Consider the following 22,156-nt stretch of genomic DNA (forward strand, 5'->3'; position numbering starts at 1 on the left):
CTAGATCAAGCTGATTCTAGCCCCAGTTCTTACCGCCTCATAGATCGCATCCACAATCACCAAATCTTTCAATCCTTCCTCTCCATCTACAGGAATAATTGGCTTTTTCCCATCTAAAATTATGGCAGCCATTTCATCCATTTGCGTGGTTTGGTGTGTAACGTGGTCTGCTTCGATCGGTCCTTTGTTGGTTTTGGCTTGGATTGGGCCATAGCCAGTGGATGGCTGCATCTCAGCAAAACCTTTGGTTCCATTAAGGAAAAACTTATCCAAATTATTCATCGAGTAGGTGGATAAACACGAGGCTACTGCGCCGGAAGGAAATCCCATTTGAAACGTAATCGTCTCATCTACTCCCTGCTTAAACTTCACCGGGTCAGTCTTCACTTCTTGCGCTGTCACCCAGATCGGCTCCTCACCCAACATGTATCGGGCACCATTGATCGAATAAACTCCAATATCCATCATCGAGCCTCCACCTGCCAAGTCCCTATTAAGTCTCCATTGGGTAGGATCACCAATCATAAATCCACTCAATCCTTGGAAAAATAACGTTTTGCCAAACTCTCCTGCCCGTTGCATTTTGACCACTTCCAAGGTCTTCGCTTCGAAATGCATCCGATACCCTACCAATAAATGAACTCCAGCAGCCTTGCATGCAGCAATCATCTCGCGTCCCTCTTCAGCGTTGAGCGCCATCGGTTTTTCACAGATGACATGCTTTCCAGCTTTTGCTACCCCTATGGAATGGGGTTTATGAAGCGAATTTGGAGTAATGACATAGACGGCATCAATGTCTGGATTATCCTTGATTAGATGATAATTTTCGTAGTTGTAGCAGTTTTTGGCTGGAATACCATACTTCTGTTGCCAAGCTTCAATTTTGGAAGGTGTCCCACTGATGACGCCGACAAGTTTGGCTCGTTTACAATCTTTCATCGCCTCGGCTACCCGGGTTCCATAACTCCCCAAACCCATAATTGCGACTCGAAGAACTTTATCCTCCCGCTCCAAATGGATTGCAGAAAGGGCCTCTGAAAATGGAAGACTTATCGCTAAAGTTGAAATTCCAGCTTTTTGAAGAAAATCGCGTCTTGAATTCATAGGTTAATGGGTTTAAAGGTTGATTTTTTGGAAGTTAAAAAACTTCGATGGGTCAAATGTCCTTTGTTTCCACTTTTCTTCGAACGGCCTGAAAGGTATTTCGAGTGGACTGCTCCAAAAGGACCTCATATCCTTGCAAAAGGGAGGGGATTTCTTCAGATTTTTGCTTGAGAATAGTCAGTAATTCCAAGCCTTCATTGTACCGGATTTCAAATTCACTTTGAAGTCTAGAAAGCAACTGATCTAATTTGAACAAATGCGCATCGATAACAATCGAAACGGAAATAGCCGAAAGTTGTAGCATATTCACGCGGAGCTTTAGAGCTTGCAACTGCTCATAAATGCGGTGGATATGTTTCTCTTCTATGAAGGTAAAATCGGTAACCTTCAAACTGATCAAAATTTGATCCTTTTTCAGAACGATCGCGGGAATTTCATGAGAAGCAGCTGATTCATGAATTTTGGTTCCTGACGCTTCTGGGTCTAAAAATGATTTGACAAATAGGGGAATTCCTGCATTTGCAAGCGGTTTGATGGTTTTAGGATGAATTACCGAAGCCCCAAAATAAGTCATCTCAGCAGCCTCTTTATAACCTAATTCGTCAAACTTGCTCGTATTCGGAAAAAGTTTGGGGTCAGCGTTTAACACTCCAGGCACGTCCTTCCAAATAGTCACGGACCCAGCTTCGAGGCTTGTCCCCAAAATGGCTGCTGTAAAATCTGATCCCTCTCTTCCTAGGGTAGTAGTCCTACCTTTTGCATCCTTGCCGATAAACCCTTGGGTCAAAATCGGAAAATTCTCCAAAATAGGCTTCCAAGATTTTTGGCAAGTCAGCTTGGTCTTTTCCCAGTTGATTTTAGCAAATCGAAAGTCTGAATCGGTACAAATTACCTCACGTGCATCCTTCCAAACCACAATCAACTCCTGAGCACAAAGGTATTCGGACACGATTCTGGAAGAAATCAATTCCCCATAAGACACGATTCGATCGTAATACTCATCGTAATTTTCTTGGCTAAGCGGACTTAACAATTCCTGCTCCAATTGGGAAAATAAGTTTTGTAGCTGTGCAAAAATTGGATGAGCCTCTGGAAACAACTCGCTACAAATTGAAAAATGAAAGTCTTTAATTTTTGTACTATTTACAGAATAGTCTTTCAATGAAAGCTTCTCCGCTAGAATAGACTCGAGAGCGTTTGTGGTTTTTCCCATCGCTGAAACCACGATGATCATATTTTTTCGCAATCGATTACGGAGAATTTCTGATAAATTTTTGATTGCAGAACTATCTTTGACCGAAGCTCCTCCAAATTTAAAAACCAATGTTTTTGTCATAGAAATTTATTCCTAATTTTCGAATACCTAAACCCAAATATTGCACTTTTCCTATAATGAACAGTTTACCTTATCAGGCTGATCACAGCCCTTTAGCCTACTCGGTTGGAATTACTTTAGACCGATTTATCAAATTAAAACAAGGCGATTTCCCCTTTGCTTCAGGAGAACTTTCCCAGCTTCTTCGTGACATCGCCTTGGCAGCGAAGATAGTCAATCGGGAAACCAATCGAGCTGGCCTTGCCAACATTGGAGGTGCCTTTGGGCAAACCAACAGTCACGGAGAAGAACAACAAAAACTGGATGTGATTGCCAACATTCGGTTTATCCGTGCATTGAGCAAGGGAGGCGAAGTTTGTGCCATTGTTTCCGAGGAAGAAGACGCCGTCATAGACTTGCAAAATACCTCCGGAAAATATGTGGTCGCAATTGATCCCCTAGATGGGAGCTCTAATATTGATGTCAACATCAGTATTGGAACCATTTTTTCAATCTACAGAAGGAAAAGTCCAGTGGGACAACCGATTGAGCAGAAAGACATCATGCAGCCCGGCCATCAACAAGTCGCTGCTGGCTATGTGCTTTATGGATCATCGACCATGTTGGTATACACCACAGGAAATGGAGTCAATGGCTTTACGTATGAAAACAGCCTTGGGGAATTTTTCCTGTCTCATCCGGATATCAAAGCACCACTCGATGGAGAAATCTATTCGATCAATGAAGGATTAGAACACGAGTGGGAACCTGGCATTAAATCTTTCATTCATACCTGTAAAACTCAAAAACTCCAATCCAGGTACATCGGAAGCCTAGTCGCTGATTTTCATCGAAACTTACTCAAGGGCGGAATTTATCTTTATCCCTCCACCCTCAAAAACCCTTCTGGAAAACTCCGCCTACTTTATGAGGCAAATGCATTGGCCTTTATTATTGAACAAGCTGGAGGACTAGCCTCGGATGGAAAAAGAAGAATATTGGATATCCAAGCAAATTCACTGCACCAAAGAACTCCTCTTCTAATTGGGTCTAGAAATCTAGTTCATGAAGCCTTGATTAATTTGAATATCAAACAAGTCCAAATCGAATGGTGACCCCTCCATCAAAATTTAATTCGGCCTTAAAGACGAAATGAGTAAATTCGAACTCAAAAATTTCGAAACTATGCTTTTCAACAAAAACTATCTTTCTTTAACGCTAATCGCTGGAGCTATTTCCATTTGGACTTCATGTGGTCCAAAGGAGCAAGAGCAAGTGATCGATGAGCGCTTTGCCACACAGACGGAAAAGCTTTTGATCAAAGTAGATACCGTTCACAGTGGATTAGAAAATCCTTGGGGAATGACTTGGCTTGCCGATGGCAGAATGCTAGTCACTGAACGCAAAGGTGAAATCCTGATTTTCAAGGACGATAAATTCACCGGAGAAAAAATTCAAGGGCTTCCTCCTGTTCATAACGTCAATCAAGCTGGCCTTTTGGATATTGCAGTCCATCCAAAGCACGCTGAAAATGGCTGGATTTACATTGCCTATGCCAAGCATTTCGAGGACAGCACAGGAGCAACCACCATTATGCGCTTCAAACTGGATGGAAATACGGCCGTAAATCAAGAAGAATTGATCGTGGCTGGTCCATCCTGGAAAGGGGGACGACATTTTGGAAGCCGAATTGTTTTTGACAGTGAAGGCTATCTCTATTTTTCCAACGGTGACAAAGGAAATATTCCTATGAATGCGCAGAATCTGAACAATGCGCATGGCAAAGTGCATCGAATCATGGATGATGGCACAATTCCTTCAGACAATCCATTTACCGATTCCTTGGGAAATGTAAGTTCAATCTGGTCCTATGGAAATAGAAATCCCCAAGGGCTCTATTTTGACAAGGCTAATAATCGTCTATGGGAAGTAGAACATGGTCCTATGGGTGGTGATGAACTTAATATCATTGAAAAAGGAAAAAATTATGGCTGGCCTGTGATTACCTACGGCATCAATTACGATGGAACGCCAATCACTGAAATCACCGAAAAAGAAGGCATGGAGCAGCCAGTTCATTATTGGGTTCCTTCGATTGCTACTTGCGGGTTGACCGTGGTGACTTCAGATCGCTATCCTACCTGGAAAGGAAATGTCTTAGTTGCAGCACTAGCAAAACAGCATATCGCTCGGGTGGAACTTGATGGAACTACCTACGTTGGTGAAGAAAAATTACTTCAGGATATTGGCCGAGTGCGCCAAGTGGCTGAAAGTCCGGATGGCTATATTTATGCAATTACCGAATTGACTGGATTGGTGATCAAACTACTCCCGATCCGTTAATTACATCCATAAACCATAACAAAAAAGACCTTCTTTCGGAAGGTCTTTTTTGTTATGCCCATTTAGACACTTTGAGTTATACAAAATCCACGTCAACACTAAAGGGGTATTTCATTAAAAACTGCAAAGATTCCTCGATCGACAAATCTTCAAACAAAACACGATGGAGGTTCTCGGTAATTGGTGCTCGAATTCCGGCAGTTTTCAAAAAAGCATTGATCACCCGGATGGTATTTACCCCTTCCGCCACTTCTTCCATGGTTTCCAAAATCTGATCTAGCGTCTCTCCCTTTGCCAAGCGATATCCAACGGTAAAGTTTCGGGAGTCAACAGAATTACAAGTAGTCACCAAATCCCCCACTCCTGCCAAACCGATTACCGACTGAACGCTTCCTCCCAAGGCCTTGCTCAAATGCACCATTTCGACCATCCCTCTCGAGATCAACAAACCTTTTGCATTTTCTCCCAGACCTAGTCCAGCTAAGGCTCCAGCTGCAATGGCAATGATGTTTTTCAACACTCCACTTAGCTCAACGCCAATAATATCAGAATTACCATACACCTGAAAGCGCTCTGATCTGAGGAGTTTTTGCCCTTCGAGGATCACCTCATTGTATCTACTCGCTACTACTGTGGCTGCAGGCTGCCCGAGACTTAGCTCTTTGGAAATGTTTGGTCCTGCAAGACAGCCCACGCGAACAGCTACTGTTTCTTGCAAAATGACTTCACTCATGGTTAGGATCTGACTTCGCTTCAGCGATTGAACAGACTCCAAGGTTTTTCCTTCCGGTAAATTGATCGCCAAGCCCTTCGTCCCATGAATAATCAAATGATAGGGGTATAAATAAGGAGCAAACTTTCGAACTACTTCCAAGAATGCCGATGAAGGAATCATAAAAAAGAGGACCTCGCAAGATTGGCACAATTCCTCCGCTGAAAAAGTACCTCGGATACTTTCATGCAAAGGTCTCCCTGAGGCGCTATGCTCTTGATTGATTTCTTCGATGACTTCTTCTTTGCGTGCATAGAGCATCACCTCGTTTTTTTCTGCAAGCATATTGGCAATGGCAACCCCGAAGCTACCAGCACCCACGACACCGATGAGTTTCTGCTTAGAAGAGTTTTTCGAGGCCATATCCATGAAGTCTATTGTGATAAAAATAAAGCAAGCTCATATCCTCCGTGAGAATATCTCCTTTCGTTGATCTAATCAACGGTCGCTTGGCATGGTACATTCCCACGTTGTCCAGTCCATGATGGATTATTTCATCCATGGATCTATTCAAATGAGGAGCTACATCAATTAAGTTTTGAGATTTTAATTCCAAAATCTTATCCATTACCAGTTGGCAAGCAGCCTTAAACTCCTCATAGGGAATGCTGATTTCTTCCTCCGGCAAACGGATCAAATCAAACAGATCAAGTTTGCTATTTCGAGCCTTGAGCATTTCAAAAGCCACAAATGCTACAAGATGAGAACTGAAAACTCGGTTGATCCGGTGGAATTCCTCCACAATTCGTTTACCGAGCATGTGGGTATATTCTTCCTCCCGCTGCGGATCCACTGTGACTTTTCCTTCCGAAACAAAGTAATCTCGGGTATGAATGATTCTGCCTCGTTTATCTAAACTATTGCCATCTTGATCCACATAATTTCCCAAAACATCCATTGCCTGTCCAATAGACACAGAAATATCTGATCCTTTGGTAAAGAACTTCACTAAGAATTTGGAGATTTTGTAAGAAGTGGAAAACTCATCGTTTTCCTTATAGTATCGCTCCTGACCAGTCATACTGAGGTAATCTCGGATCAGTCCTGGTGCTTCTAATACAAAATGATAATTAATAGTCACTGGAACGATGAAAATCTTTCCTGAAACGTCATTGATTCCATTTTCGAAATTGGCCCGCTGCGCTTCAATAGCAGTGCTGAGCAAGCCTAACTTAAGCTTGGACTCTATCATTCCACTGCGAGAACGAGTCCCTCCCGGGAAAAATAAACTATGACATCCAAACTGGATTGCTTCCTTGGAATAGCTTTTTAGAGTCTCCAGATAAAGGAGGTTTTTCTTTCTTCGATCTACTTTATAAGCCCCAAGGGCATTCATAAAGTAGGCAAAAATGGAAATATTGAACAGGTTTAGTCCTGCCCCATAAATGAAAGGCGGCATTCCCAAAACAGAAATGATCCATCCAATCAGAATACTATCCAGATTGGAAAAGTGTGTGGGAACCATAACAATCGTACCCTTAGTAGCCAAATCGCGAATCTGATCAGTATGGCCCGTAATCTGGATTTTATCCTGAAGAGTATATTGGTTACTAAAGATGGATTTAAACCCCTTGACTCTTGCGGCATTCAGCAATCGGGAAAAACCAAAAGTGACCACCCTTCGGGTAAACTTGTAATGTGAGGCCTTGAAATTTGAAGCGATCTCGGCTGAATATCGGTTGGTAATTTTCTGAAGAACCTCACGATAGGCCTTGGCTTTTCCTGCTTTTCGAAGGTGGCTATCCGTGTTGATTTGAAGCAAAGCCTGCTTCACTTCATTCCAAAATTGCGCTTCATCATCCGGGTCTACAGCCCATGGATTTTGCTTGATACGTAATTTTTCACGGTAAAGCGTCGTTTCCAACTCTTCCTTTAATATTTCCGGATTATCTCCAGTCAAGGATAAAACACGCTTTTCAGCCATTTCGGCTACTTTTTTCACAAAGTCCTTCCGCTCTCGGGCCAGTTTTACCACAGGCCATTCATCCTGTCTGGGGATAATGGGCTCATGCCGATGTTTAATATAATTCTCCTCCAAGTGGTTGCTGGTTGGTTTGAAACGGCCTCAAAGATACAGAAAAAGGATTTTCTCAGAGAGAAATGTCAGGTTTGCCTAAGCCCTTGCTTTCCCTCGAGTAAATAGTGCAACGACTGCAGAAGTCAATAACCCCATAAATGCGGCAAAAATCAAAGATTGAACTATGTAATTTTCCAGAGTAAAATGGGCTTCCGCTTCTTCCATCGTCATTTGACCCTGAGACACTGTTAACGTGCTGATGTTGGTAAAATAATCAGGCGAAATGAATTCATGAGTTACATATTGACTGAGGGGAGTAAGAATAAGAACAACCACCGTCACTACAAGTCCAGAAATAAGACCTTGTAGGTAATTCATTTCACCGCTGTAGTGGTTCTTTTTCTTATCCAAAAGAGCGAAAACGTAAATGGCGATGGCAATTGGAGCATAAAAAAGCGTGTAGGTGGCGTGCTTTTCGAGAAGGGCATCATGCCAACCTAGACTTTTTTCCAAAACTGCCCATATAATACCAGAAAGGGTAAAAAGAATCCCCCATTTGATTTCGATTTTAAAGGATTTCATAGCTTGGGTTAATTAGAAGTGGATAAAGGGTAAGCTAAAAATTACGAATTTTTCCCAAACGATTTACCTTCTGGAAAGTTTGATGCGTAGACACCAAATAAACCCTTGTCGGTGCCGGAAAGCGTATTATTTTTACAGCACCATTTCCCAATGAAACCAGACCTGAAACAAATACAAGTCCCTATTGAATCCGAAATGGCTCAGTTTGAGCATAAGTTTCGGGACTTCATGAAAAGTAAGGTCAAGCTCCTCGACCACATCACCAATTACATCGTCAAACGCAAAGGAAAGCAGATGCGCCCGATGTTTGTCTTTCTTACCGCGGGTGTTTGTGGTACTATCAACGAATCTACCCATCGAGGTGCCGCGCTAATCGAATTGCTACATACCGCCTCACTTGTACACGATGATGTGGTGGATGATGCTAACTACCGAAGGGGATTTTTCTCGGTTAATGCACTTTGGAAAAATAAAATCGCAGTATTGGTCGGGGATTATTTATTATCTCGAGGATTACTGCTGAGTGTTGAACATGGGGATTTTCATCTGCTCCGGATCGTATCCAACGCAGTCAAGGAAATGTCTGAAGGGGAACTTTTGCAAAGCTACAAAGCCCGAAAGCTAGATGTGGATGAGGAAGTTTACTATGAAATCATTCGGCAAAAAACAGCAAGTTTGATCGCTTCCTGCTGTTCGGTGGGAGCATCCAGCGTAGCCAGAGAGGAAGCAATCATTGAAAAGATGAGGCTTTTCGGAGAAAAAGTCGGAATGGCTTTTCAAATCAAGGATGACTTATTTGACTATGGAGAGGATGAAATCGGCAAGCCCGTAGGAATTGATATCAAAGAGAAAAAGATGACACTTCCGCTCATTTTTGCACTCCGGAATGCGGACTGGCTGACAAAGCGGAGAATTATCCACCTTATCCGAAATAAATCAGATGATAAAAAAGCGGTTAATGAAGTCATTGATTTCGTGAAGAAGAGTGGTGGATTAGACTATGCTAAATCTAAAATGGATGCCTTTTACCAAGAAGCTCTTTCCATCTTAGATTCTTTTCCGGACTCTGAATACAAATCCGCCCTAACGGCTTTGGTGAGCTATACCATCGAACGAAAAAAATAAAGCCAGAATAATGAACTAGCCCCCAATAAGTGTCTAACTTTTTGGGGGCACATCATAACTCTGGCTTTTTCAATTATTTCATCGGCTTCACAGTCTCAATTTTTCCATCCGGCAAATAGGTCAATTCTGCCATTTTTATATTTCGAAGTGGCGTATCGCCAGATAATTGGGTATCGTGATAAAAGAGGTACCATTTTCCTTCAAACTCCACAATTGAGTGGTGATTGGTCCAACCCTCGACCGGATCCAAGACATTTCCCTGGTAGGTGAATGGGCCATACGGTGTATCGCCTATGGCATAAGCAATAAAATGCGTATCCCCTGTGGAGTATGACAAATAATACTTTCCGTTGTATTTGTGCATCCAGGCCGCCTCAAAGAATCGTCGTGAATTGTCGCCGGCTTTAATCGGTTCACCACTTTCGTCTAGAATCAAGATTTCTTGAGGCTTTTCCGCAAGTTCTGTCATGGAGCTCCCTAGCTTGGCTATGTAGGGCATCAACGCTTTTTGGTCAGGGGCTGGAATCCCGTCAGTCGGGCCTTTTCTTCCTTCAACTAACTTTTGATCCTCGTACCATTGCAGCTGGCCTCCCCAGATTCCGCCCCAAAGTAGGTAATACTCCTCACCATCCTGGAAAGCTGAGGGATCCATACTGAAAGTTCCAGTGATGGGTTCCGGCTCGGCTTTGAAAGGTCCTTCCGGACGATCAGAAACTGCAACACCAATTTTGAAAATATCCTGCTTGTCCTTAGCAGGGAAATAGAGGTAATATTTCCCTGCTTTTTCGGCTGCATCCGGAGCCCATAGCTGACGACCGGCCCAAGGCACATCTTCCAATTTCAAGGCTACACCGTGATCAATCACAGGAGCTCCTGGCTTTTCCATAGAAAACACGTGGTAATCCTTCATGTCAAAATGCGAACCCATGTCATCTTGAGCTACATCGGTTTCAATATCGTGCGAAGGATAAATGAAGATTTTACCTTCAAAAACATGGGCAGAGGGATCTGCCGTGTACATATGCTCGACCAGTGGAGCATGGGTGAATTTGGAAGCAGTGGAATCTGCTTCCATAGTCTGATTTTTATCTTGAGGCTGGGAACAGGCAAATCCCGCCAACATGAACAGGCCGAGATAAGAAATTGGTTTTCGCATGGTTAGATTAGGTTTGGAAAAAGTGAAAATACTAAAAGGAATATTTATTGGAAAAATCCTTAGGCAAACCTGGTCCCAATATTCTACAAAAAATTTCTAATGATAGAATCAAATGATACTATCACTTGTCATTTACTCAATCCAACCCCTTCAAAAACCCCTTAAACTCCCAAAAGCTTTTTCCCATCGGGATCACCTGTTTTTCTCCCTGCAGAAAAGCCGCCAATCGCTTCGGTAACACTAATTTTTCACCCAAGGCTTCCTCGACCACATCCCGGAATTTGCCTGGATGGGCGGTCTCTAAAAAGACTCCGACATAACCTGGATTTTCTGACATAAAGTCCTTCAAACCCAAATACCCCACTGCCCCATGCGGATCGAGGGTATAGCCAAATCGCTGCACAGCTTGAATCGCCTCGATAGTCTGAGCGTCGGTATAGAAATAGCCGTTGACATTTTCCCGAAACAGCTCCTCATCACTGCCATACAGGGCCTGAAGTCTTGGAAAATTGCTTGGATTTCCCACATCCATGGAATTGGAAACGGTGGGAACTGATGGCTTGGCTTGGAAGGGTGAGCCATGCAAATACTCCGGAACTACTTTATTTACATTGGTTGCTGCTACAAAGCGGTCGATCGGTAAACCCATTTGCTGGGCTAAAATCCCCGCTCCGATATTTCCAAAATTCCCGCTTGGAACTGCAAAAACGACCTTTTTTCCTCCTTTTGGCAATCTGGAAAAAGCATAGAAGTAGTACAGACATTGAGGAATCCAACGGGCAATGTTAATTGAATTGGCGGAGGTCAGAAGTAACTTTTGATTCAATTCAGGATCCAAAAAGGCCTGCTTTACCAGCGTCTGACAATCATCAAACACGCCATCTACTTCCAATGCGGTGATGTTTTGTCCCAAGGTCGTAAACTGTTGTTCTTGTAGCGGACTGACTTTTCCCTTCGGAAAAAGGATAATAACCTCCACCCCTGGAACGCCCAAAAAACCATTGGCAACGGCACTTCCCGTATCTCCGGAAGTAGCGACAAGCACTCGAACTTTTTGGCTTTGATCTCCTACGAGCATGCTCATCAACTTTGAGCAAAATCTAGCCCCAAAGTCTTTGAAGGCCAAAGTCGGCCCATGAAACAGCTCCAAACTGTAGACATCCTCTTCCACTTTGACGATCGGAGCATCAAAAGTCAAGGTATGATCCACGAGTTCGTGGATCTGCTTTTCACTTAAATCTTCCGAAAACAAGGCTCCAATCACGGAATAGCCGATCTCCCGAAAACTCATTTCCGACATCTTTTCGATGAGTTCCTGTGGCAAAACATGAATCCGCTCAGGCATGTAGAGCCCATTGTCCGGCGCGAGTCCTTTGATGACCGCCTCGGAGAGCGAAACTTTATGATTGGGATTGTTGGTGCTGTAGTACTGCATTCGATTATTCCTTTTCCGCCAACAGTCTCCCAATTTTGCAGTCGACTGTCGACCGTGGACTGTGGACAATTTAATTATTCGAGGACAAAAGCTCCTTGGGTATTAATCGCAGAATGGTAAGCATCCACACCGAGACCGATGGAATCATACACCTGCTGTGCTGCGTCAATGATGGATTGGACGGTTTGTTCTCCTTTGGAAAGGGAGAAGAGAGTCGGTCCAGAACCCGAAATTCCCATCCCAAGTGCTCCAGCAGCTTTGACGGCCTCTTTTACTTCGTAAAAACCTGGAATCAAGGTAGCCCGATAAGGCTCAGCAATAACATCTCGAAGGGAACGACCAATTAACTCAAAATCTTCCTGAAATAACCCGGCGACCAATCCAGCCACATTTCCTGACTGAATCGTGGAATGCTTTAAGGAAACGCTATCCCGCAAAACCGACCTGGAATCGGATGTCTTCAACTCAAAATGCGGATGCAAAAGCGTGCAATGCAAACCATCAGGCACATGAAGCTTGATCACATCTAGGGGATGGTAATCGCGAATCAATACAAATCCACCGAGCAAACTCGGGGCTACATTGTCCGCGTGTCCCGCACCGCAAGCGACTTTCTCAGCCACCATAGCAAAAGGCAGCAATTGCTTTTTCTCAAATGGATTTCCTAATAAACGATTGGCAGCAACTAAAGCTGCCACTGCGCTAGCCGCACTTGAGCCCATACCGGAACCGAGTGGAAGTCCCTTTTCAAGGTAAATTTCCATTCCGATGTCCTGTCCTAGTTCATCGAGCATTGCCTGAATAGCTACGGCACAAGTGTTTTTCTCCGCTTCAAAAGGCAACCTCCCACCATCTCCAGTGATCGACACTACCTGAAGCCCTGGCTCATTCCTTTCTCTCACCTCTACCACATCGCCCATCGCATCAATCGCAAATCCGAGAATATCGAATCCACAAGACACATTGGCGACAGTAGCCGGTGCAAAAGCTCTAACCGAGTTCATTATTCTCGAGTGTAGTTACCGATTCGAATCACGTCTGCAAATACTCCAGCCGCAGTCACATCTGCTCCCGCACCTGGACCTCGAATGATCATCGGGCGATCATGATAGCGATCGGTGGTCAACAAGATCATGTTGTCACTTCCTTTCAAACTGGAGAAAGGATGGGATTCCGGTAAAGATTTCAAGCCAACTTTAGCTTTGCCATCTTCAAGTGTAGCCATGAAGCGCAATTTTTCACCTTTGGCTTTTGCATCAGCCAAGAGCTTAGCAAAGTCAGCGTCGTGACCTTTCAGCTTGTCAAAAAACTCATCCAACGTCTTGGCATGCTGACAGTCCGAAGGAACCATGCTTTGAATAGAAATATCGTCGAATTCCAATTCTTGCTCAGCTTCTCGACCAAGGATCAGGATTTTTCGGGCCACGTCCATTCCGCTCAGGTCATCCCGAGGGTCGGGTTCGGTATAGCCTTTTTCTTTGGCTACTTTCACCACTTCAGAGAAAGGCGCTCCATTTTCGAGTTCGGAGAAAATAAAGTTCATCGAACCGCTTAGCACCGCTTCGATGCGGATGACTTTGTCCCCGGAAAGCATCAAATCCTGCAAGGTATTGATCACCGGAAGTCCTGCAGCCACGTTGGTTTCGTAGAGAAATTTGACTCCTCGACGTTTTGCAATTCGTTTCAGCGCCCGGTAGTTTTCCATTGAAGAGGAATTCGCCTTCTTATTTGGCGTTACTATGGCCACTTTAGCTTCCAAAATTCGAGCATAAGTATCCGCGACATCTTGACTGGCTGTGCAATCGACAAACACTGAATTGGAGAAGTTCATTTCCTCCATTTGAGTAATAAACTTATCCAAATCCATCGGTTGATCTGATTCACTCAATTCATGAGGATGCTTTAGATCAAAGCCATCTTCGTGAAATGCCATGTATCGGCTATTGGCAATACCGTGAATCTGAACATCCAGCTCATTATCATTTAAAAGCTTGTGCTGTTGATGGGCAATCATTTTCATCAATGCTTTTCCAATCAGGCCTGTACCCACCAAAAACACGTGAAGCACTTTGTTTTCAGAAAGGAAAAATGCCTCATGCAGCGCGTTAAGAGCCTTTTGCAAATCAGGCTGTGGAATCACCGCTGAGATATTCAATTCTGAACTTCCTTGTGCAATAGCCGCAACGTTGATATTATTTTGTCCTAAAGCACGGAACATACGGCCCGAAGCTCCCGGATTTTGCTTCATATTTTCCCCAACCACGGCGATCGTTGCCAAACCATGAAGCAGGGAAACCTGATCCATTTCTCCGGATTTGATTTCATAGAAAAACTCCTTTTCGATCGCTTCCTTCGCCATGTACGATTCTTGCGTTTTGATCGCTAGGCAGATACTGTGCTCAGAGGATGCCTGGGAAATCAACACAATATTGACTTTTGCTTCAGCCAAAGCTTTGAAAACCCTACTTACCGTAGCTCCACCTTCAATCAAACCTGCACCCTGAACAGTCACGATAGAAATATTTGACATCGAACTGATCCCTTTGATCAATGCACCATGGCTAACTTCTCCATTGATTAGAGTTCCTGGATTTTCAGGCTCAAAGGTGTTTTTGATGTAAATCGGGATGTTTTTCTTCATTGCCGGCTGCATCGTGGCAGGGAAGATCACTTTAGCTCCAAAGTGAGAAAGCTCCATTGCCTCATTGTAGCTTAGCTGAGGAATGGTAAATGCGGTATAAACCAACTTTGGATCGGAGGTCAAAACTCCAGAAACGTCTGTCCAAATTTCAAGATCAGTCGCTTCCAAAGCTCCGGCAAATATGGCTGCTGTATAATCAGAACCCGATCTTCCCAAAGTGGTGGTTTCACCTTTGGCAGTAGACGCGATAAAGCCAGTAATAACTTTAACACCTTCATTTTGGGCAAAAAATTCTCGAATCAAAGAATTCGTGATTTCATAATCGACTCTAGCCTGACCAAAGCGATCATTGGTTCGGATGACATCTCGCGCATCCACAAACTGCGTTTTGATGCCTTTTCCCGCCATAGCTTCCGCCAAGATGAATGCCGAAAGTCGCTCTCCAAAGCTGGCTACATAGTCAAGCGTCCGAGCTGAATTTTCTTTGATAAGAAAAATGCCGTGAAAAAGGTCCTCCAACTCTTTGAATCTGACCTTTACATAGGTCATCACAGTGGATTGGTTTTGGACAGCTATGAGTTGACGGACAATGTCAAGATGCTTTTCTTCTAGGGTCTGAAGCAGATCTCGATAAGCTTGGTCACCTTCCCGGGCAAGCCTTGCGATGGTGAGTAAACTCTCAGTGACTCCTCCAAAAGCGGAAAAAACAACGGCTACTTCATGGTGTCTCAGCTTGTCCTGAAGGATGGCAAAAACTTTTTTGATATTCTCGGGGTTCGCTACGGATGAACCTCCAAACTTTATAATCTTCATAGTAAGAAATAGATTGCTGGAAACTTAAATCTGGCCAAAAGCTGGCCTCAGGGACGAGTACTCAATGATCACGACGGGTCACCCCGTAATCATCGTGGTCATGGTGCTGGTAGTGGTGCAAAAAAAAGCAGCAGTCCCTCCCGTCATTGGGAAAGGCATTGAAAAATAAGATGTTTGAGCTGCTAGTGCCATGGGTCGGTGAGTTGACTTGACAATCTTAAGGTGAAAAAACGGTTTAGACAAATAATCGAAAAAGGAAATTGAATTTTTTTAGGTTTTTTTCATTAAATCATTGAATCCATTGCTCATTTTATAAAAACTTCTGGAATTTCTTACGCTTTTAAATTTCCTGACCTCCAAAATCCAACTCTAAACACATGTATAAAAAAAAGCTCTTCCGAAAGAAGAGCTTATTGATTTAGGATGATTCCAGATCAAACCAATTCTTCGATGGAATGCATTTTTCCTCTGAAATTCACTTGTTCATTTTTCTTTTTTCCAATCATTAATTCTCCTAAAGGCGAATTTCTACTCATCAAAAACACAGAAGCACCATCGCATTTGACCTGACCTAGACTGATCGCAATCAAATACCATTGCCCGGCCAATTTAACCAATGCACCTTCTTGCACACTTGCTGGAGTTTCTTTGATGGTATTGAGACGATAGAGTTCTTCTAAATCAGCTTTGCTCTGCTTCAGTTGCTTTTCGATGGTATTCAGATCCTGAGTCATGGTCTCCCGGCCTGTTTCATATTTATCTCCAGCGCTGTTTTTTTCCTCTTCGAGGATACTCTCGATGATGTTTATTCGCTCTTGATTAAGCAAAGATTCCTTTTGCTTAAGCTGATCAATGGCCGTCTGATAGACTTTGGCCTTAAATTCATTCATGTGGTTAATTATTGGCAGTTTTCTTTTCTACGCGTATCAATGATGTAAACAATTTTCCAGCCCTCTGCTAATTTGACCAGCTGGAATGAGTTGACGCCACAATGGCTAAAATTGCCATTGACGAAAAATTTATAAGGAGTCCATGCTGAAGCCATGGTGCCATCTACCTTGATTTGATAGTCCAATATTTGCTCATCAAGCATAGTTTCAGCAGGTGTTGAAGCGATTCGCTGGACAAAATCCGCCACGGCATTGCTACCCACTGAACTTCCTTCAGGCTTGGCAATAACCGTCTGCATCAAGGCATCTTTTGAAAAGGCAGCAGCTACCTGATCGGCATTTTTACTTTTCATCCCTTCAAAAAGACTTCGAATGACTGATTCCACTTCTTGCTCTGGGGTTTGGCCAAAGCCCGTGAAAATTGCACCGATTAGGATAGCTATGGTTAAAATGGATTTTTTCATAAGAATCAAACCCCTCCAAATAGTTTAAAGGTCATATTTCGTAATGCTGGAGTATTAACGGCATAATGCATCGCCTCTGCTATGTCAGCCGGATTAACCCATTTGGAAAAATCCGAATCTGGCATAGAATCGCGATTTGCTTTTGTATCAATTATACTCGGCACAAAGATATGCGAGCGAATCTCAGTCCCCTTGATTTCTTCCGCCAAAATTTCAGCCAAAGAAATCACCAGTTTTTTACTTAAAGCATAAGCAACTGAAGAAGTGGCATCGGCCAATTGAAGTGCGGGGCGAGCGCCTACAAATAAAAAAGTCCCTTTGTTCTGCTTCTTGAATACGGGAAGAAAGCTTTGCACCAGGTTAAATGCGCTGAAAAAATTTAGGGTGAACATCTTATTCAAATCTTCCATTTTGGTCTCCTCGATCGACCCCAATGCAAATCCCCCGACAATCATGGCAATGGCGTCAATTTCTCCGTACTGCATTTGGCATTCTTTCACAAAATCCAAAACTGCTGCAGAATTGGTCACATCTACCTCATAGGTATCATCTGCTTCTTCAGCACTTTCTCCTGAATCAGGGCGAAGTAATCCAATAACATAATAGCCTTCACGTTTGAACTTCTCGACCACAGCCGACCCCAATGCACCTGCTGCTCCTGTTACTATAATATTTCTACTCATATCTCCGATCTTTCAATCCTATATTTGCTAAAATAGGCTTTATTTTTCTATTCAGACATGAATCAGCTCAAATCCAGCATTCGAATCAAGGAAAACACACGCAGAAGAAACTTTGCCTTCAAATTCATTTTCCTGATCCTATTAGAAATCCTATACAATTTCGACACCTTCATTCATCTGGAATTTGAAAAATACCCGATTTTAAATCACGTCGGTCGAGCCTTGATTTTTTTACTCAGTGCCAATTTGATTTTTTCTCTGGGAAGATTTATCACGTTGGGCGTGTACCTCCGACAACGAGAAGACTCCAAGGTTCAGCCTAATTTTGTGGTAGGAATAGACCGAATTGCCACACTTTTAAATGTAATCGCCATTCTTATTTCCCTGATGTTGGCCTTTGGAATCCGCCCATTGGAATTTTTGACCAGTATCACCATTGTGGCAGCGGCGATTGCACTTTTGACCAAAGAATACATCACCAATATCGTCAATGGATTGATCATGATGTTTTCGGATCAATTGGAGATCGGCGATAAAATCCAAATCGGTAAACACACGGGCTTCATTAGAGACATAACTCTGATTAATCTTGTCTTGAAAAATGACTCAGGAGAGATTATCCTTATCCCGAATACAATGGCACTCACGAGTGATGTCGTCAATTTTTCAAAAAACAATACTCACCAAGTCATATTTGATTTTGAGGTCCCATCCAATCAGGATTTGGACCTCAATGCATTAGAAAAACATCTCTGCGCACCATTGGAAGGGCATCAAGAAGTAGTCTTTGTGGATGGAGCTCAACTCAATGTGATCGAACGAAAAGCTGACAACTTGCTCATCCGATTCCAATTTCCAATCAGATCAGGAGAAAAATCAAAGGAGATTCAGCTCAAAAAAGAAATCAATCAAGCCCTACTCCATTGGAATTATGAAAGCAGAAAAGCCTAACTATTTTGACCTTGTATATCAGGTTGTTCGGGAAATACCGAAGGGACGAGTGACTAGTTATGGTGCAATTGCCAATTATCTCGGCTTAAAAAGCGGGGCAAGAATGGTTGGCTACGCGATGAATGCCGCACATGCACTTCCAGATGTCCCTGCCCAGCGCGTAGTGAATCGACAAGGATTGCTAACTGGTAAGCATCATTTTGGTAGTCCAACACGAATGCAGGAGTTACTCGAAGGCGATGGTGTGCAAATTGAAAATGATCAGGTTGTCAATTTCGAAGCTGTATTTTGGGATCCAGAAAAAGAGCTTGGCTTTTAATCTTTTTTGCGCAGCAGATAAAGTCCCAAGAACATCAAAGCTCCATTTAGAATCAATGCTTCAAATCCGAATTTATAACCCCAGAGCCATTTTTCGGAGTTAGAACTTATTATAAATGTCAGGATAGGAGCCAAAATTGCAACGAGCGGAACCCATCGGTCTTTGGTTTTCCATTTGGTAAAAAGCCCAAAACTATAAAGCCCTAAAAGTGGCCCATAGGTATAACCTGCGATGATAAATACCGAGTTGATCACACTTTGATCATTGAGAAAGTAAAAGCCCAAAATCAACACATACATCAATGCCGTAAAGGAGAGATGGACTTTTTTTCGGATCGCCACGCGTTTTTCAGCAGGATATTTTCGCTCAATTTCCAAGAAATCAAAGCAAAATGAGGTAGTCAAAGCTGTAAGTGTAGAATCTGCACTGGAGTAGGCAGCAGCTGTAATTCCCAGAACAAAAACGATTCCTGCAAACGCTGAAAAATGTTGGGTCGCCAAAAGTGGAAAAAGTTCGTCGGATCGGGCTGGTAGCTGAATTCCTTTTGCTTCGGCATAGAGATAAAGCATCACACCCAAGGACAAAAACAGCAAGTTAACCACCACCAAAATTGTGGTGAACCAAAACATGTTTTTCTGTGCATCCCCCAAGGTTCTGCAGGTAAGATTTTTCTGCATCATGTCTTGATCCAATCCGGTCATGACAATTGTGATAAATGCACCAGAAATAAACTGTTTAAAGAAATTTGTACCGGACTTCCAATCCCAATTGAAGATGCTGGATCGCTGATCCTCGGCGACTCGAGAAACATATTCTCCCATGCTTTGGATTCCCAAATCTTTTCCAATCAGGAAAATGGTAATCACCACCGCCAAGAGCATAAATAATGTCTGTAAGGTATCGGTCCAAACCACCGTTTTAATACCTCCACGGTGTGTGTATAACCAAATCAACCCGACAGTAATTAATACTGAAACCCAAAATGGAATTCCTAGCGCATCAAAAAGAATCAACTGAAGGACACTCGCTACTAAATACAACCGAAGCGAAGAACCCAAAGCCCGTGAAAGGATAAAGAAAAACGAACCTGTTTTATAGGACCAAAACCCGAATCGATCCTCCAAATACGAGTAGATAGAGACTAAGTTGAGGCGGTAATATAGAGGCAATAAAACCTTAGCAATCGTGAAATATCCCAAGGTATATCCCAAAACAACTTGAAAGTAAAAGAAGTTAGAATTGCCGACTTCTCCTGGTACTGAAATAAAGGTCACTCCAGAAAGTGAGGCCCCGATCATCCCGAAGGCCACCAAAAACCATGGGGATTGGCGATCACCGGTAAAAAAGGTGTCTGAGGTAACTTTTCTGGATGTAAACCAGGAAATCAAAAAAAGTAGCAAGAAATAACCCGAGATAACCCAGAGAACCAATTGAAAATTCATATTACAGAAGGCTGAAGGTCGCTAAGTTGTCCATTATTCTTAATTTTGCAAAATGATAGAATTCAACCATTCACTTCCAGAGATTGAAGAAATTGAGCTTCTGCTTGAAGAAATACTGGATCAGGAAGCGTCTGAACTTGTAGTCTTCAATGATGACGTCAATACTTTTGAACATGTGATTCAAGTTTTGATGAAAGTCTGTAACCATACTCAAGAACAAGCTGAGCAGTGTACACTGATCATCCATTATAAAGGAAAGTGCTCAGTCAAAAAAGGATCTAGATCTGAACTCAAGCCCATGTGTGAGGCGATCTTGGACTCTGGAATTCAAGCTGCCATTCTTTAAATCTCTGCTCCCTTGAATTTCCCTTCTAAACTTATCGAAAACGCGGTCACGGAAATTTCCAGACTTCCGGGCATTGGAAAAAAGACGGCACTTCGCCTAGCCTTGCACCTTCTCAGACAGCCAGAAGTATTTTCTGAAGCGCTTTCTGCAAGCATTCTTGAAATGAGGCAAAAGACTCAGTACTGCCGAGTTTGTCATAACATTTCGGACGAAGAGGTTTGTTCGATCTGCGAAAGCCACCGAAGGGATCGAGCTACTGTTTGTGTGGTGGAGGATATCCGGGATGTATTAGCGATTGAAAACACCAACCAATTTCAAGGGGTATATCATGTACTTGGGGGAGTGATTTCTCCGATTCAAGGGATCGGCCCCGATAACCTAACCATCGAAAGCCTGATCAATAGAATCGGCATGGGAGAAATCAAAGAAGTAATCCTTGCGCTTTCGGCTACAATGGAAGGAGACACCACTTCATTTTACTTAGGAAAAAGACTGAAGGAAAGCGGCGTCAAGGTTAGCACGATTGCCAGAGGCATCCCGGTTGGGGGAGAACTCGAATTTACAGATGAAGTGACCTTAGGAAGAAGTATTCTGACAAGGATAAATTATTCTCAGGATTAAAGAAATTATTTGGTTCAAACCAATCTCAGTCTATATTTGCACCTCGAATTGGGGAATTAGCTTCCCAAAATTCTTTGGGACTAGAGCGTCCCGCTAGCTAGCGGGAAGGTCAATCGGTCGAATTCAAAATAAAAATGGGGGATTAGCTCAGTTGGCTAGAGCGTTCCGACACCAGTCGGGAAAGTCAACGGTTCGGATCCTAAGAAAATATGGGGAATTAGCTCAGTTGGCTAGAGCGCTACACTGGCAGTGTAGAGGTCATCGGTTCGAATCCGTTATTCTCCACAAAGACAAGCTTAGTGCTTGTCTTTTTCATTTTAAGACCATTTTAGCCATGTATTTTGTATATATACTTTTCAGCTCAAAGTCTGGCAAGTACTACATCGGCTCTACTGATAATCTTGAATCTAGATTAAAGCATCATAATGCAGGAGCAACTCCTCCCACAAAATCTGGAGCACCTCATTGGGAATTGAAATATTCCGAACTGCTCGCTGATCGTACCTCCACATTGAAAAGGGAAATAGAAATCAAAAGAAAAAAAAGTAAACAGTACATCGAGTGGTTAATTCGCTCGAGTAGCTAGTGCGTCCCGCTAGCCAGCGGGAAGTTCATCATTTCGAATTCGTTATCTTCCACAAAAGCTTCTCAAATGAGAGGCTTTTTAATTTTGGGGGTCATTTGAGGATTAACTCGGGTGACAAGAGCGTCCCGTTAGATAGTGCGAAGGTTTTCGAAATTCTTCTGGAGCATTGCCCAAAAGCTTTTAAGATTATACCAAAAGCTCCAAATTCCTATGGGGCTTTTTATATTTCCCAACTGAATTAATCTATAATATTCTGAAAATTAAAAAGCGATTGAATTAAGAGTTATTTCTTTAGGCTAAAGATTTTTCAATCCTTTCCAAGAATTTTTAATTCCTGCGTGGGTTGAATCCCCCTTTCTAGCTCTATTTCAAATTCATACCTATTTGAACTGACTCTCGGGATATACTCCTGAACAATAGCAAAGACAGTATCCAACTCAAACCCTCTTAAAAAGAGCCATTTACACAATTTTCATCACCTTATATTAAATTCACTTTATTTACAAATAACAACACTTAATTATTATATAATGAAATTGAAAATTTTACGA

At 42.8% G+C, this 22,156-nt stretch carries 21 protein-coding genes and 1 tRNA gene; 9 read left to right on the top strand and 13 right to left on the bottom strand.

The window, feature by feature from the left end; all coding sequences use genetic code 11:
• Positions 1-1,104, bottom strand: coding sequence for a Gfo/Idh/MocA family protein (locus tag AO498_RS00910; protein WP_067542435.1), 1,104 nt, complete (start codon positions 1,102-1,104; stop codon positions 1-3).
• Positions 1,105-1,156: 52 nt separating this feature from the next.
• Positions 1,157-2,440, bottom strand: a complete 1,284-nt coding sequence (locus AO498_RS00915; RefSeq protein WP_067542439.1) for an aspartate kinase — start codon at positions 2,438-2,440, stop codon at positions 1,157-1,159.
• A 56-nt stretch (positions 2,441-2,496) separates the two neighbouring features.
• Between AO498_RS00915 and fbp the strand changes: the two genes are divergently transcribed.
• Positions 2,497-3,534, top strand: a complete 1,038-nt coding sequence (fbp, locus tag AO498_RS00920) for a class 1 fructose-bisphosphatase (RefSeq protein ID WP_067542442.1) — start codon at positions 2,497-2,499, stop codon at positions 3,532-3,534.
• Between the two features lie 70 nt (positions 3,535-3,604).
• Positions 3,605-4,762 (top strand): PQQ-dependent sugar dehydrogenase, encoded by a 1,158-nt coding sequence (locus AO498_RS00925; RefSeq protein ID WP_067550164.1) that lies wholly within the window; start codon positions 3,605-3,607, stop codon positions 4,760-4,762.
• A gap of 76 nt (positions 4,763-4,838) precedes the next feature.
• Here AO498_RS00925 and AO498_RS00930 read toward each other — a convergent pair whose 3' ends face one another.
• From AO498_RS00930 to AO498_RS00940, 3 genes are all read right to left on the bottom strand, one after another.
• Complete coding sequence (locus AO498_RS00930) at positions 4,839-5,897, bottom strand: NAD(P)H-dependent glycerol-3-phosphate dehydrogenase (protein ID WP_067542445.1); 1,059 nt, start codon at positions 5,895-5,897, stop codon at positions 4,839-4,841.
• Positions 5,875-7,572, bottom strand: a complete 1,698-nt coding sequence (locus AO498_RS00935; RefSeq protein WP_067542447.1) for a 1-acyl-sn-glycerol-3-phosphate acyltransferase — start codon at positions 7,570-7,572, stop codon at positions 5,875-5,877. The genes AO498_RS00930 and AO498_RS00935 overlap by 23 nt, the downstream gene beginning before the upstream one ends.
• Positions 7,573-7,647: 75 nt before the next feature.
• Positions 7,648-8,133 carry a DUF4199 domain-containing protein gene (locus AO498_RS00940; protein ID WP_067542450.1) on the bottom strand — a complete coding sequence of 162 codons (486 nt, stop codon included), beginning with the start codon at positions 8,131-8,133 and terminating at the stop codon, positions 7,648-7,650.
• 150 nt (positions 8,134-8,283) lie between these two features.
• Between AO498_RS00940 and AO498_RS00945 the strand changes: the two genes are divergently transcribed.
• Entirely contained in the window at positions 8,284-9,258 is a 975-nt protein-coding gene (locus tag AO498_RS00945) for a polyprenyl synthetase family protein (RefSeq protein ID WP_067542452.1), read from the top strand.
• Between the two features lie 73 nt (positions 9,259-9,331).
• Here the strand turns inward: AO498_RS00945 and AO498_RS00950 are convergent, their stop codons facing one another.
• From AO498_RS00950 to AO498_RS00980, 7 genes are all read right to left on the bottom strand, one after another.
• Positions 9,332-10,414 carry a glycoside hydrolase family 43 protein gene (locus AO498_RS00950; RefSeq protein ID WP_067542453.1) on the bottom strand — a complete coding sequence of 361 codons (1,083 nt, stop codon included), beginning with the start codon at positions 10,412-10,414 and terminating at the stop codon, positions 9,332-9,334.
• A 136-nt stretch (positions 10,415-10,550) separates the two neighbouring features.
• Positions 10,551-11,849, bottom strand: coding sequence for a threonine synthase (gene thrC / locus AO498_RS00955; RefSeq protein ID WP_067542460.1), 1,299 nt, complete (start codon positions 11,847-11,849; stop codon positions 10,551-10,553).
• 74 nt (positions 11,850-11,923) lie between these two features.
• Entirely contained in the window at positions 11,924-12,853 is a 930-nt protein-coding gene (locus tag AO498_RS00960) for a homoserine kinase (protein ID WP_067542463.1), read from the bottom strand.
• A complete protein-coding gene (thrA, locus tag AO498_RS00965; protein ID WP_067542466.1) occupies positions 12,853-15,303 on the bottom strand; it encodes a bifunctional aspartate kinase/homoserine dehydrogenase I in 2,451 nt (816 codons plus the stop codon). Before thrA ends, AO498_RS00960 begins: the two co-directional genes overlap by 1 nt.
• Positions 15,304-15,737: 434 nt before the next feature.
• Positions 15,738-16,193 (bottom strand): hypothetical protein, encoded by a 456-nt coding sequence (locus tag AO498_RS00970; protein WP_067542468.1) that lies wholly within the window; start codon positions 16,191-16,193, stop codon positions 15,738-15,740.
• Positions 16,194-16,201: 8 nt separating this feature from the next.
• A complete protein-coding gene (locus AO498_RS00975; protein ID WP_067542470.1) occupies positions 16,202-16,657 on the bottom strand; it encodes a nuclear transport factor 2 family protein in 456 nt (151 codons plus the stop codon).
• Between the two features lie 5 nt (positions 16,658-16,662).
• On the bottom strand, positions 16,663-17,340 hold the full coding sequence (locus tag AO498_RS00980) for an SDR family NAD(P)-dependent oxidoreductase (protein ID WP_067542473.1): 678 nt from the start codon (positions 17,338-17,340) through the stop codon (positions 16,663-16,665).
• Positions 17,341-17,397: 57 nt separating this feature from the next.
• On the opposite strand from AO498_RS00980, the gene AO498_RS00985 reads away from it, so the two are divergent.
• Both AO498_RS00985 and AO498_RS00990 read left to right on the top strand, forming a co-directional pair.
• Positions 17,398-18,291: a mechanosensitive ion channel family protein gene (locus AO498_RS00985; protein WP_067542476.1), complete on the top strand. Its 894-nt coding sequence runs from the start codon at positions 17,398-17,400 to the stop codon at positions 18,289-18,291.
• Entirely contained in the window at positions 18,272-18,610 is a 339-nt protein-coding gene (locus AO498_RS00990; RefSeq protein WP_067542479.1) for an MGMT family protein, read from the top strand. Before AO498_RS00985 ends, AO498_RS00990 begins: the two co-directional genes overlap by 20 nt.
• On the opposite strand, the gene AO498_RS00995 is transcribed toward AO498_RS00990, so the two are convergent.
• Complete coding sequence (locus AO498_RS00995; RefSeq protein ID WP_067542482.1) at positions 18,607-20,052, bottom strand: sodium:solute symporter; 1,446 nt, start codon at positions 20,050-20,052, stop codon at positions 18,607-18,609. The genes AO498_RS00990 and AO498_RS00995 overlap by 4 nt on opposite strands.
• Before the next feature lie 52 nt (positions 20,053-20,104).
• On the opposite strand from AO498_RS00995, the gene AO498_RS01000 reads away from it, so the two are divergent.
• The 4 genes from AO498_RS01000 (at position 20,105) to AO498_RS01015 (ending at position 21,605) form a co-directional block, all read left to right on the top strand.
• Complete coding sequence (locus AO498_RS01000) at positions 20,105-20,398, top strand: ATP-dependent Clp protease adaptor ClpS (RefSeq protein ID WP_067542485.1); 294 nt, start codon at positions 20,105-20,107, stop codon at positions 20,396-20,398.
• Between the two features lie 12 nt (positions 20,399-20,410).
• Complete coding sequence (gene recR, locus AO498_RS01005) at positions 20,411-21,019, top strand: recombination mediator RecR (RefSeq protein ID WP_067542487.1); 609 nt, start codon at positions 20,411-20,413, stop codon at positions 21,017-21,019.
• A gap of 211 nt (positions 21,020-21,230) precedes the next feature.
• Positions 21,231-21,304 (top strand) — tRNA-Ala (locus AO498_RS01010).
• A 49-nt stretch (positions 21,305-21,353) separates the two neighbouring features.
• On the top strand, positions 21,354-21,605 hold the full coding sequence (locus tag AO498_RS01015) for a GIY-YIG nuclease family protein (protein WP_067542489.1): 252 nt from the start codon (positions 21,354-21,356) through the stop codon (positions 21,603-21,605).
• Positions 21,606-22,156: the final 551 nt, after the last annotated feature.

This window comes from Algoriphagus sanaruensis (assembly GCF_001593605.1).
Classification (GTDB): Bacteria; Bacteroidota; Bacteroidia; order Cytophagales; family Cyclobacteriaceae; genus Algoriphagus; species Algoriphagus sanaruensis.

Coding starts and splice junctions, on each gene's coding strand:
- AO498_RS00910 (WP_067542435.1), bottom strand. CDS start 1,104: ATGAATTCAAGACGCGATTTTCTTCAAAAAGCTGGAATTTCAACTTTA.
- AO498_RS00915 (WP_067542439.1), bottom strand. CDS start 2,440: ATGACAAAAACATTGGTTTTTAAATTTGGAGGAGCTTCGGTCAAAGAT.
- fbp (WP_067542442.1), top strand. CDS start 2,497: ATGAACAGTTTACCTTATCAGGCTGATCACAGCCCTTTAGCCTACTCG.
- AO498_RS00925 (WP_067550164.1), top strand. CDS start 3,605: ATGCTTTTCAACAAAAACTATCTTTCTTTAACGCTAATCGCTGGAGCT.
- AO498_RS00930 (WP_067542445.1), bottom strand. CDS start 5,897: ATGGCCTCGAAAAACTCTTCTAAGCAGAAACTCATCGGTGTCGTGGGT.
- AO498_RS00940 (WP_067542450.1), bottom strand. CDS start 8,133: ATGAAATCCTTTAAAATCGAAATCAAATGGGGGATTCTTTTTACCCTT.
- AO498_RS00945 (WP_067542452.1), top strand. CDS start 8,284: ATGAAACCAGACCTGAAACAAATACAAGTCCCTATTGAATCCGAAATG.
- AO498_RS00950 (WP_067542453.1), bottom strand. CDS start 10,414: ATGCGAAAACCAATTTCTTATCTCGGCCTGTTCATGTTGGCGGGATTT.
- thrC (WP_067542460.1), bottom strand. CDS start 11,849: ATGCAGTACTACAGCACCAACAATCCCAATCATAAAGTTTCGCTCTCC.
- AO498_RS00960 (WP_067542463.1), bottom strand. CDS start 12,853: ATGAACTCGGTTAGAGCTTTTGCACCGGCTACTGTCGCCAATGTGTCT.
- thrA (WP_067542466.1), bottom strand. CDS start 15,303: ATGAAGATTATAAAGTTTGGAGGTTCATCCGTAGCGAACCCCGAGAAT.
- AO498_RS00970 (WP_067542468.1), bottom strand. CDS start 16,193: ATGAATGAATTTAAGGCCAAAGTCTATCAGACGGCCATTGATCAGCTT.
- AO498_RS00975 (WP_067542470.1), bottom strand. CDS start 16,657: ATGAAAAAATCCATTTTAACCATAGCTATCCTAATCGGTGCAATTTTC.
- AO498_RS00980 (WP_067542473.1), bottom strand. CDS start 17,340: ATGAGTAGAAATATTATAGTAACAGGAGCAGCAGGTGCATTGGGGTCG.
- AO498_RS00985 (WP_067542476.1), top strand. CDS start 17,398: ATGAATCAGCTCAAATCCAGCATTCGAATCAAGGAAAACACACGCAGA.
- AO498_RS00990 (WP_067542479.1), top strand. CDS start 18,272: ATGAAAGCAGAAAAGCCTAACTATTTTGACCTTGTATATCAGGTTGTT.
- AO498_RS00995 (WP_067542482.1), bottom strand. CDS start 20,052: ATGAATTTTCAATTGGTTCTCTGGGTTATCTCGGGTTATTTCTTGCTA.
- AO498_RS01000 (WP_067542485.1), top strand. CDS start 20,105: ATGATAGAATTCAACCATTCACTTCCAGAGATTGAAGAAATTGAGCTT.
- AO498_RS01015 (WP_067542489.1), top strand. CDS start 21,354: ATGTATTTTGTATATATACTTTTCAGCTCAAAGTCTGGCAAGTACTAC.